Source organism: uncultured Campylobacter sp. (assembly GCF_937921625.1).
Lineage (GTDB): Bacteria > Campylobacterota > Campylobacteria > Campylobacterales > Campylobacteraceae > Campylobacter_B.
The window spans coordinates 21,449-32,589 of the sequence record NZ_CAKZTI010000001.1; the positions used below are offsets into that span (position 1 = coordinate 21,449).

General features: G+C 46.8%; 10 protein-coding genes. 2 read left to right on the top strand and 8 right to left on the bottom strand.

What is annotated here, in order from left to right:
* Positions 1-5: 5 nt before the first annotated feature.
* The 8 genes from Q0101_RS00110 to Q0101_RS00145 are packed head-to-tail and all read right to left on the bottom strand — an operon-like array spanning position 6 to position 8,576.
* Positions 6-908: a NapH/MauN family ferredoxin-type protein gene (locus tag Q0101_RS00110; protein ID WP_297941346.1), complete on the bottom strand. Its 903-nt coding sequence runs from the start codon at positions 906-908 to the stop codon at positions 6-8.
* A gap of 3 nt (positions 909-911) precedes the next feature.
* Positions 912-1,358, bottom strand: a complete 447-nt coding sequence (locus Q0101_RS00115) for a cytochrome C (protein WP_297941347.1) — start codon at positions 1,356-1,358, stop codon at positions 912-914.
* Positions 1,355-1,987 (bottom strand): hypothetical protein, encoded by a 633-nt coding sequence (locus Q0101_RS00120; RefSeq protein WP_297941348.1) that lies wholly within the window; start codon positions 1,985-1,987, stop codon positions 1,355-1,357. Before Q0101_RS00120 ends, Q0101_RS00115 begins: the two co-directional genes overlap by 4 nt.
* On the bottom strand, positions 1,984-2,796 hold the full coding sequence (locus Q0101_RS00125; protein ID WP_297941349.1) for a 4Fe-4S dicluster domain-containing protein: 813 nt from the start codon (positions 2,794-2,796) through the stop codon (positions 1,984-1,986). The genes Q0101_RS00120 and Q0101_RS00125 overlap by 4 nt, the downstream gene beginning before the upstream one ends.
* On the bottom strand, positions 2,793-3,998 hold the full coding sequence (locus Q0101_RS00130) for a nitrous oxide reductase family maturation protein NosD (RefSeq protein WP_297941351.1): 1,206 nt from the start codon (positions 3,996-3,998) through the stop codon (positions 2,793-2,795). The genes Q0101_RS00125 and Q0101_RS00130 overlap by 4 nt, the downstream gene beginning before the upstream one ends.
* The gene (locus tag Q0101_RS00135) at positions 3,995-4,771 is read right to left on the bottom strand and encodes a hypothetical protein (protein ID WP_005870834.1); all 777 of its coding nucleotides are present in this window, start codon (positions 4,769-4,771) and stop codon (positions 3,995-3,997) included. Before Q0101_RS00135 ends, Q0101_RS00130 begins: the two co-directional genes overlap by 4 nt.
* A 43-nt stretch (positions 4,772-4,814) precedes the next feature.
* Entirely contained in the window at positions 4,815-7,406 is a 2,592-nt protein-coding gene (gene nosZ, locus Q0101_RS00140; protein WP_005870833.1) for a Sec-dependent nitrous-oxide reductase, read from the bottom strand.
* Between the two features lie 12 nt (positions 7,407-7,418).
* Positions 7,419-8,576: a hypothetical protein gene (locus Q0101_RS00145; RefSeq protein ID WP_297941352.1), complete on the bottom strand. Its 1,158-nt coding sequence runs from the start codon at positions 8,574-8,576 to the stop codon at positions 7,419-7,421.
* Between the two features lie 295 nt (positions 8,577-8,871).
* On the opposite strand from Q0101_RS00145, the gene Q0101_RS00150 reads away from it, so the two are divergent.
* A complete protein-coding gene (locus tag Q0101_RS00150) occupies positions 8,872-10,539 on the top strand; it encodes an anaerobic C4-dicarboxylate transporter (protein ID WP_297941353.1) in 1,668 nt (555 codons plus the stop codon).
* A 144-nt stretch (positions 10,540-10,683) separates the two neighbouring features.
* Positions 10,684-11,141 (top strand): lactate racemase domain-containing protein (locus tag Q0101_RS00155; protein ID WP_297941354.1); only part of this gene is annotated, 458 nt, incomplete at its 3' end.

Consider the following 11,141-nt stretch of genomic DNA (forward strand, 5'->3'; position numbering starts at 1 on the left):
CTTCCTTAGATCATATCTTTTAGCTTATTGCCGATACCGAGTGCGTCTTGGTGACACACGTCGATACAGCGTCCGCATAGCGTGCAGTCGATCCCTTTTAACATAAATTTGCTCTTATCGCCCAGGTTTTCGGACGCCTTTTTTTTAGTGATGTCTAGCACGTGCGAGACGAAGCAGACGTCTTGGCAAACGCCGCAGTGATCGCACCTGTTTTTATCCCAAGTAATCTTGCTAAGGCTAGCTTTCGCCGCAAGCGAATAGGTACTGCCTAGCGGGCATAGGTACGTGCACCACACCCGTCTGCTAAAAAATACTTCGAGCAAAAACACAAAAACGATCCAAAGTCCCGCCAGCGAGAAGCCGTAGATGATGAAGCGCGATAAAATTCCCACGACGTTAAAAATTTCAAAAACGAGCAGATCAGTAATCGCGCTTAGCACCAAAAACGCCGCCCAGATCGCATATCGCATACCGCGAGGCAATGAGCGTTCCTTGATGACGCGCTTAGCGATTAGCGTATTATGCAGCTTTTCGCCGATCTCGCTAAGCGCTCCGTAAGGACAGATCCACGAGCAAAACGCCTTGCCGCCCGCGATGAAATAAAACAGCAAAATGGTACCCGAGCCGATAAGCAGATTTATCGGCAGATCCTTGTGCGCGGCGATCACCTCAAGGGTGGCAAAGGGATCTGCTAGGTGAAAGCCAAGTATTCGCGAGCCGCTGATGTCGCCTTCTAAAATTTGAATATCCGCACGAAAGGAAAGCACGAAGAGCAGATGCACCAAAAATACCGTGGCGTAGCGCAGCGCCCGAATACTGGGGCGCCATTTGCCGTTTTTATTTCTAAGCGCGAAGGTCGAGAAAAAGCTCGTATTTTTGATCGTGCATCGCGAATTATATTTATCCAAGACTTACTCTTTAAATTTTGAAATTTCATCCGCGAGCTTATCTAGGCTCTCGTCGCTTACGTTGGTTAGCAGTCCGCTCATCAGGCTGTTTTTGATCTTACCCGCTTTATAATCTTTGAGGCTTGCTAAAATTTGTTCCTTGCTCTTGCCGCCGATCGGCGGAGCGATCTTGCCGCGTCCGTCATCGCCGTGGCAGGGCGCGCAGCTTACCAGATAGGAGCTACTAACCTTAAAATCGCGTTCTTTGACGCTCTGCTCTAAAATTTTAATATTTTTTACGTCCTTATCGTCGATGAGATCAACGCTTTTGCTCTGCGGTGCGGGCTTTGCTTGCGCTTGCGGCTTGACTTCCTGCTGCGGCGCGCTAGAATCGTCCGAACTAGCCATAAAGATCATCAGCGCGATCAGTGCTACACCCAAAATCAAAGCTAAAATTTTGCCCGGTTTCATTTCTGCTCCTTAAATTGTTTGTTGAACTCGTAAATTTCTTTCGCCATCGTCTCTATCTGCTGCTCGCTCATGCCGTTTACGAGCTGCACCATAAGAGGATTAGGCTTTTCTTTGAATTTATACTTTTTAATCATATCCACGATCTGCGCGTCGGTTTTATCCAGAAGCGACGGACCTATGATGCCGTTGGCGTAGTCGTCGTGGCACGCTGAACAGCGCAGGATAAAATCATGCCCAAGGCGCTTTTTCATCAGATCGAAATTTAGCTTTTCGTATTGATTTTTAATGCTCGAATATGCCACGATATTTTTAGTCGTTTCGTTCACATCGCCGTTTAGATTAAAATTTACCTTTCGCTCGCCATAAAAATCGTAGCTTACGAACTTATCGTCCTTCTTAGGCGCTTCGCCGCTTTTAACGCTGATGCGAGGCTTTGCAGTATGATTTTGTTCCGCGCTCTGCGATGCGGAATTTGAACTCGCAGAGCCTTGCCTTGCGGAGTTTTGTGAGACTGAATTTTGCCCTGCGGAGCTTGTCGCGGCAGAGCTTGAACTGCCGTCATCTCCGCAGCCACACAGCAAAAGCGCCACAGCTAGCGAGCAGAGGTAGAATTTAATAGAGTTTTTCATTGTTTTCCTTCATAGATTGATTTGTAATCTGCCCGCGGGATTATCTCGATGATACGCGCCGGGCAGAGCTCTGCGCACGCGCCACAGCCGACGCAAGCGCTACGGATCTGCGGGGCGAAATGCGCGCCCGCTTTTATCATAGCTATGGCATCAAGTGGCTGCGGGTAAGGGCACAGCGACGCGCACAGATCGCAGGGCTTGCCCTCTTTCGCCGCTAGCGCTGAGTTTAGCTCGCGCTCTTGCTCGGTCTTGGCGGGCTTTAGGCGCAGATCGCTAGATTTTAAAACCTGTCCGCGATACGCCAAACAGGCGTCTAAATTTTCGATCACGGCGATACCCATTTTGACCTTTTTAGGCTCGTTCGTCTCGTGGCTGAGCGCGCCGCTTGGACAGGCGAGCACGCAAGGAAGTGCGCCGCAAAGATAGCAGCCCCGCTCTTTTGCGTCGATAACGGGAGTGCCGATGTCAAAAAGATGGGTAATATCGAGCAGATAGATGCTGTGATAGGGACAGACCTGCACGCATTGACCGCACTTGATACAGCTAGAGCGGAAGCCTCGTTCCGCTAGCGCTCCGGGCGGGCGCAGATACAAAGAGGCGGAACCCCCGCTAGAATTTTGTTTTATGGGATTCGGCGCAGAATTTTGTCCTGTGGAATTTACGGAATTTTGCTCGTTTAAATTTTGCGCTTCGCTGTCTGTGGAATTTACAGAATTTGCCGAATTTTCATCCGCAAACAAGCTAGCTGCCCCGAGTGTCCCGAGCGCTCCGCCAAGTAGTTTTATCGCTTCGCGTCTATTCTTTATCATTGCCTCATCCTAGGTTTTGGATCTTTTAGCAGTAGCTCAGGCTCTGAAAACGGAGCGAGCTTGGAGATGAAATTTAAAAGCGCGATCCCGCTGGAGCCGTAAAAAAACCGCACATTCGGTTTATACGCCCAAAGCCTATCCGCGTAGGCGTATGAGCTGTAGCTAACGTCGCCGTAACCGTCGCCGTCGCGGTCAAATCCGTCGTAATCGTCGAAGTAGTTGCCACTCCATTCGTTTTGTAAGAGCTTGGATTGGGGCGTATCGTTTAGCACGATCTCCATATTGCCTTTAAATTTATTGTTTTTAAATACGCTTTTTAGCTGCGTGGCGTGGAATTGCACGCCGATGCTATTGTATTCGATATCGTTGTTTTCAAAAACGTTAAGTGAGCCTGGTTGATAGGGGGATTGATCCAGATAAAATCCGCGGGCGTTGTAAACGACTTTATTATCCGTAACCCTGAAATTTGAGCTATCCTTCATACCGATACCTACGCCGTAAGCGCCGTCTGCGTTGCGTACGACGTTACGTCTGGCGATATTATCGCTTGAAAACATAAAAAATAATCCCACGCTATTGCCGTCGTAGTAGTTATCCTCCACGACGTTATGCCCGGAGTTCATAAAGTGCAATGAATAACGGCAGTTGTGGCCTTTATTGCCTGCGACGAGATTACCGTTTGAGAAGTAAAAAACGGTGTCGCGGACGTTGTGGACGTCGTTATTTAAAATTTTATTGGCGTTGGAATACCAAAGCTTTATGCCGTCGCCTTTGAAACTCGTGCGGTAGGTATTGCTTGAAATTTCGTTGCCCTCGATCGTTACGTCGTTTGCCTTGCTTAGCACGACGCCGTAGAGCACGTCTTTGATGAGATTATTTTTTATGATTACGCTGTTTACGTCGCTTAAGTTGATCCCTGCATCCTCGCTAAGATGTTCGAAGCCTCCGTTTTGAATTGTTAAATTCTTGATTGTAACATGCGGAGAGCGGACGCGGATGACCGTTCCGTTGCGATCGCCTATGATCACGGCGGAGCGGTCTAGTCCGTCGATAGTAAGGGGTTTATCGATTAAAATATTGCCGTGGTACTCGCCTGTGGCTAGTTCGATAATATCGCCCGCTTTTGCGCTATCGATCGCGTCTTGAAGCTCGCCCGCGCTTAAGCTTAGCGCGAGCGAGAATGCTAGAAGCAAAAGCCTCATCTATGCTCTCGTAGGAATTTTTTCTTAGATAGTAGAGCTAACGCCGATAGCAGCGATAGGGCCAGCATCAACCAAAAGCCAAGAGCCGGATATGAATGGGTAGTAAAATGCGCCACGCTGCCGTCGCCAAACGCCGTAGGCATAAAAGGCTTTATTTTAAACGCGCCCCAGTCTTGCAGGTTGTGCCCGAACCAATACAGCCAGCCCACGTAGCAGCCGATGAAAATAAGCGGCGCAATGATCGGCAGGATCATAAGCAGAGTCTGCCCCTTGCCATCATAGTACAAAAACGCAAGCATTCCTATCGTCGCGATTATGAGATAATACGGCGATAGCGAGTGCTCGAGCGTGCCGCCGCGCCATACGGGATACATGCCGATATAGTGATTTAGGGTATTCATCTCGCCAACGTCGCCGCTAAAGCCATCAACGTGGACGTAAAGTGGAATTCCATCGGGGAAAGCCTCTTTTGGATAGTTCGGCGCTTCAAGTGAAATTTTCCACACCGGTATGCTAGGGACCCCCACTTCAAATTTATGCTCCAGCATCGCGCCTAGATCATTTTTAACATCACTAGGAATTAGGTGATTTTTATACGATGCTTTTGTATAAAAATTCCATATCGGTGCGGAGTATGCGGGCAGCTGCGAGACGCTGCTAACCTGCCCCGATACGATTTTGCCTTGGACTTTGAAAAATCCGAGCGTAGGGATGGTAAAAGCGACCGTCATAATAAGCAGCGCTAAAATCGCGTAAATTTTATATTTTGGCATTTCATCTCCTTTAAATTCTCCCCCTTGCGGGGGAGAGTGGGGGCTAGTTAAGACCCGCGTTCTCATCGACCCATTTTAGGTATTCGATGATATCTTTGATCTCTTCATCTTTCATATGCTGATTTGGCATGCGAAGGTTGAAGTAATTTATCATTGCCTTAACGTAGTCGTCTTCGTAGAATTTAGCAGGGTCTTTGATGAAATCGGCTACCCACTTCTCGCCGTTTTCGTGGCGAAGTAGGACGCCCGTTAGATCAGGACCGGAGCTTACTTGACCGATGACGTGGCAGCCGTTGCAGCCTCCGCGTAGGTAAGCCTTCTCGCCGTTAGATGCAGCCTCGCTCATAGGAGTGGAGAGCTCGCGGATTAGATTATTTTTAGCGCGAAGTCCGACATCTGCGGTTTTTACTAGGTACTGCCAAACTTGACCTTCCCAAAGTATCGCGCCATTCATATCGCCCGCTTTTACCGCGGCGTCTGCCTTGGCTTTGGTTTCAGGAATTTTGCCGTATTGATCCAGCGCGTCATCGACTAAAGCCTTGACCTTAGGATACTTCTCGTAGTTTTTCTCTTTTAAGAATTTAACGACTGATTGAATAACGTCGTCGGTGGCTTTATTTGTAGCTACTACCTTGTCGTATTCGGCTTTTAGAGCTTCTGGGCTAAGAGCTTTTAGCATAGACGCTTTAGCTGAAGTGTATTTTTTATTCGGATCTTTTACATATAGATATCCAAACATCTCAAGGTGCAACGCAGAGCAGAATTCTGTGCAGTAGAAAGGAAATACGCCCTCTTTATCTGCGATGAAATTTACGCTCGCAGTCTTACCCGGCTCAAGCGACATATGCAGATCGTAATCATCAACCGTAAAGCCGTGAGTTTCATCCTCGGCACGCTCTAAATTTGTCATATAGATCGTTACGTTATCGTCCTTATTAACCTCGATGTGCTCAGGATTAATATGGCTGCGGATCGCTGTAGCATAGACTTTTACGTTTTTGCCGTCGCGCTCGATGCGCTCCTGACCTGCTAGCGTCATAGCAGGGTGCTGCTTACCGGTGCGAGAGTTTGTTCCCATAGTATAGGTAGGTTTCGTATGAAGCTTGCTAGCTGCGATAGAAACTACGTCGTGTGGCTCGCCTAGACCGATAGGAAGATCGTAGAGCATCTCCATTTTAGGTCCTGTAATGTCGATGAGCTGGTGATTTTGCGGATGAAGCGGTCCGATAGGATTAAATCTATCGATCGAAAGCTTATCTAGCGCGATTACGTATTTACCGACAGGCTTAGAGGATTTGCCCTCCATAGAATCAAGGTGACCGATATTGTAGTGGACATTGATCCTATCTAAAACCTTTAGCGTCTTGTAGTTCCATTTTACGATCTGGCTATCGACGTAAAGCGATGTATAGATTACGCCATCTTGCGAATCGAAGGTATTATGCAAAGGTCCAAGACCAAGTTCAGCTTGTCCGTGAAGCGTCTTTTGCATATCTAGGATCGGAATTCCGTATGGATCCTTGCCTGCGTATTCTTTTTTATCAATTAGCTCTTTGATCTTTTTAAAATCATAAACGCTAGCGTGAGTATCTAGTTTACCGCCGATAATGATATAGCGACCATCAGGGCTAACATCGACGCCGTGAGGGGATTTGGCTTCAGGGATCAAAAATAGCGCTCCCGCTTTTACGGCGGCGTCTATCGTAACGATTCTGTGTCCGTTTACGACCTTGTAGTTTTTGCTGTCTTGAGCAAGTTTTTCTAGAATTTGCCAGTTGTAAACGTGCAAGTAGTCGGTATCGTTGCGGCTCATGCCAGCTTCCATCGGAGGCAGACCCTTTTCGATGCCGCCCGTGTACATTTCGGAGTTAAAGCTGTTGGTAAACGCCCAGCCAAAGCTCTCGCCCTTACCTGCGTCACTTAGATCTTGCATATATGGAGGAAGCTCTAGAGAAAAGGATTTATTTACGTCGATTTTACCTTTGTCGTAGTCAAATTTCCATAGCGTTACCGCACCGCGATAAACCGCCTGATACTCCTCGATCGGGTGCCAGTCGTTATCAAAAGGGGCTGCGTATTGGCTGGTTTCGATGACGTATTCGGTATTAGGCGTTACGAAAGAGCCGCCGTGATCGCTTTTGATTACGGGATTTACGACTATTTGAGTGGTTTCGAAATCGGATAAATTTATAACCGCGATTCTTGGGTTTGCCTTATCGTTGATAAAGAGATAATCGCCCACATACTCGCCGTTTTTTTCGCTGAAATTTGGGTGGTGAGTATCGCCCCAGTTGATCTCTTTGCCGTTAATGGAGCCCGATCTTAAGACCGCCTTGCTCTCCTCGTCAAAGCCGTATCCCTGCCAAGGCTCCGGGGTAAATACGCCGATATATTTGTAGATCCTCATCGACGGCACGCCGTAAACGATCACCTGTCCGCTTTGACCGCCGGAAGAGAAGACCATATAATCGTCCTTCCTACCGGTCGGCTGATAGGTCTTAGCCGCCGCCAAAACGTCTTTTTCGCTTAAATTTCGTTCTTTCATCACGCGCTCTAAGTCGCTATCCGCGGCACACAGGGCGCTTGCGGCGAACAAAACCGAGCCCAAAAGTACGGGTTTGAAACTTTTTAACATACTAATCCTTTCTTAGAATTTTAAAATTTTGCCTGATTTGCTGACTACGAGGATCGCTTCCCCGTCTGCGTACATCGCTAAAAATTCGCTTTTTAAATCCACAACCTCCTTTAATCCTGCTTTTTGATTTTCGTAAATTTTATCTTTAGTAGCGATAAACTGCGTGCCGCGGGCGCATACGATGGATTTGATCCAAGAGCCCACGCTTTTGCGCTCGCCGCTTTTTAAATTTATAAAATTCCCCTCTATATCGCCTGTAAACAGCGTCCCGTCGCAGTCTGCAAGCGCAGTGGCTATAGAGCCGCTTAAATTTTTATCGCCAGCTTCGGCTGAAATTTCGCTTTGAGTTTTAAGCCCCTCGTCTTGAAATTTTGCGCCTTTGAATTCTAAGCTTTGAAATTCCGCGCTCTTTGCGCCGCTAGCTTTCGTTTTGTTTGGCTCGGAGCCTTGCACGTTTTTTGTGCTATCAAATTCCGCATCTTTAAATTTCACGCTACCAAGCTCTCCCTGCGCAGCGCGATTAGGCGCTGTATCGCTGCCGCTAAATTTAGTCCCGACAAGATCTGCGCTAAAACAGGCTACGCCGTTCCAGCTTGCGACGCAAAGTCCGTTAGCGCCCAGGCTAACGGCATTGATCCTGCCGTAATTAAGCGAAATTCCGCGCAGCCTGTTAGGAGCGGAATTTTTATTTAAAGATTGCCCGTTTGCAGTGGAATTCTCACCTGGGGCGTAGCCGCCATCCGCGCTGTTATCAGAGTCCTCGTCTAATCTTATTAGTTGATTCTTATCCACTACCGCGTAAATCGCGTCTTTTGCGGCATAGATCGCATCTATTTGGGCTGTGCCGCTACGCCCCGTCTTAAGCGCGTGTAAAAACTTTAATCTGTCATTTAATACCGCGATTTCGGCTCCGACCCAAGCTAGATAAATTTTGCCGTTTTTAAAATTTAGAGCCGTAATTTCGTTATCGCTGTATTTTTGCGCGAACTCCACATCCCATTTAGCAGTATCAAACATCCTAAGCTCGCCGCCACTGTCGCATAAAAGCAGTCGGTGCGAGCTTGCGTCGAATGCGCCCAAACGCAGCGTGGCATTTAGATCAAAGCTACCGGCTGTTGCCATCTGCGATAAACAAATCAAAAAGGCAATACAAAATTTTATAAAATTCATCTTAATCCGCTCTTTGTGAAATGATACTACTCCAAGGCTTAAAAATCGGTTTAAAGCTTGAGCTATAATGGAATTCTAAGTTTTCTTAAAAGTTGCGAAATTTTATGATGTAAAAACAGCTCTAAGTGAAATTTTATTTTTCACATTTCGCTATAAATTCTGCTTTAAAATTATAATTTCAGTAAATTTTTATTTTGATAGATTTTTACAATTCGTAACGCTCCTTTAATTTCGTTTAAATAAAAAGTTAGTATAATCGCCGAAGTTTTGTTTTAATTTTTACAAAGGAGAAACGATGGAGTTTCTGACAAGTTTGTCTGAAAGCACTCAATTCTTTTTGCAGCTCATTATAGTCTTGGGCTGTTTGTTTTATGGTGCTAAAAAAGGTGGTATGGCGCTGGGAATTCTAGGCGGTATAGGCTTAGTGATCTTAGTGTTTGGATTTAGATTAGAGCCGGGTAAGCCGGCAGTGGACGTTATTTTAACTATCCTCGCAGTTGTCGTAGCGAGTGCGACGCTACAGGCTACGGGCGGACTTGACGTTATGCTTCAGCTTGCCGAGAAGCTTCTTAGAAAGCATCCTAAATTTATATGTATCATCGCTCCTATGGTTGCGTGGACGCTTACGATTTTATGCGGAACGGGACACACCGTCTATACGCTGCTTCCGATCATCTACGACGTAGCGATTAAAAACAACGTCCGCCCTGAGCGCCCGATGGCCGCATCTACGATCTCATCTCAGCTTGCCATCATCGCTAGCCCCGTTTCGGTTGCCGGCGTTTCGATGGTTGCGATCTTGCTGGGTCAAGGCGTGCATATCGAGGGCTTTAGCAGCTATTTGGATCTACTTAAGCTTACTATCCCTTCTACTTTTATCGGAATGCTCGTAATCGGAACGTGGTCGATCTTTAGAGGTAAGGATCTGGATAAAGATCCGGAATTTCAAGAAAAGATCAAAGATCCAGAGCAGAAAAAATATATCTATGGCGAAAGCACTACTCTGCTTGGACAGAAACTAGCTACCATTAAATGGGTATGTATGTGGATATTTTTAGCCACTATCGCGCTGGTTGCGGTCTTAGGATACTACAAGCAGTTCCGCCCCGCATGGACGAATAACGCACCGGGCAAATCCGTAGAGATCGTAGTGGATAAAAAAGATGTCAAAAACATCACTATCAAAGACGGCCAGGTCGTCTCCACGGTAGATGGCGGCAAGGTAATCTCAAACGTCAAAGAGTCCAAAGCCAAAGACGCTACTAAATTTAACAGCGTCGAAATTTACGACAAAGATAAGAAGCTTACTCAAAGCATCGTTGCTCAGGACGGAAACGTCGTAATCACCGCAGGCGATAAGAGCGAGAGTATCGCAAACGCAAGCATCGTCGTAAAAGATACTATGAAGAAAACCGCAAATTTAAATATGGTTCTTACCATTCAAATTTTCATGCTTCTAGCGGCGTCCATTATGATGATCGCTTCTGGGATAAAAGCGGGCAGTATCGCCAAAAACGAAATTTTTCACAGCGGTATGGTTGCGCTCGTGGCGATCTACGGAATTTCATGGATGGCGGAGACTATGTTTACCGCTCACATCGCGATGCTTAAAACCTCCCTGGGCGAGGTCGTCAAGGCCTATCCGTGGACCTATATCGTAGTTTCGCTACTAATCAGTAAATTTCTTAATTCCCAGGCGGCCGCCGTTGCGACCTTCGTTCCTCTCGCCGTTACTATCGGTATCGATCCGGGTCTTATCATCGCATTTGCGCCGGCTTGCTACGGATACTATATACTACCTACTTATCCGAGCGACCTTGCGGCGATCCAGTTCGACCGCTCCGGCACTACGCATATCGGAAGATTCGTCATCAACCACAGTTTTATCTTGCCCGGTCTGATCGGCGTGCTTACATCATGCGGCGTGGGCTTTATTTTCGCTCATCTTTACGGCTACTTATAATAGCTATACGCTCGCGAGTCCAACACTCGCGAGCTTTTTAAATTTCAAAATTCTTTAGATTAACGCTCCGCTCCCGCGCAAGGCTAAATCGTTTTAAATAAAATTTACGTTATAATCCCGCCAAATTCCACACAGGAGGCAGATATGCAAATCCCTATCGCATACGGCAAAGATGATCATCTAAGCTTAGAGATAAACGAGAAAAATTTGCTCGGCGTTTTCGATCCAAACCCCGTGGCTAAATTTGACGAAACGGCGCTCATCGCAAAGGCTCTAGCAAATCCGATAAATCAAAAAAGCTTTGACGAGTTTATCGCGGGCGATGAAAAGATCGTCGTCATCGTAAACGACGGCACGAGACCTACGCCGACGGCAAAAGTTTTAAAGCAAATTTACCCGAAAATCCGCGAGAAAAATAAAATTTTCATCATCGCCACGGGCTGCCACAGAGAGGGTACGCTTGATGAGTACGAAATGATCTTCGGCAAAGAAATTTACGCCGAGCTTAACTCCAAAGGCGAAGTTCACGATCACGACTCCAAACACGACGAGATGGTATTTTTAGGCGAGAGCAAAAACGGCACGCAGATGTATCTAAACAA

Coding starts and splice junctions, on each gene's coding strand:
- Q0101_RS00115 (WP_297941347.1), bottom strand. CDS start 1,358: ATGAAACCGGGCAAAATTTTAGCTTTGATTTTGGGTGTAGCACTGATC.
- Q0101_RS00120 (WP_297941348.1), bottom strand. CDS start 1,987: ATGAAAAACTCTATTAAATTCTACCTCTGCTCGCTAGCTGTGGCGCTT.
- Q0101_RS00125 (WP_297941349.1), bottom strand. CDS start 2,796: ATGATAAAGAATAGACGCGAAGCGATAAAACTACTTGGCGGAGCGCTC.
- Q0101_RS00130 (WP_297941351.1), bottom strand. CDS start 3,998: ATGAGGCTTTTGCTTCTAGCATTCTCGCTCGCGCTAAGCTTAAGCGCG.
- Q0101_RS00135 (WP_005870834.1), bottom strand. CDS start 4,771: ATGCCAAAATATAAAATTTACGCGATTTTAGCGCTGCTTATTATGACG.
- nosZ (WP_005870833.1), bottom strand. CDS start 7,406: ATGTTAAAAAGTTTCAAACCCGTACTTTTGGGCTCGGTTTTGTTCGCC.
- Q0101_RS00145 (WP_297941352.1), bottom strand. CDS start 8,576: ATGAATTTTATAAAATTTTGTATTGCCTTTTTGATTTGTTTATCGCAG.
- Q0101_RS00150 (WP_297941353.1), top strand. CDS start 8,872: ATGGAGTTTCTGACAAGTTTGTCTGAAAGCACTCAATTCTTTTTGCAG.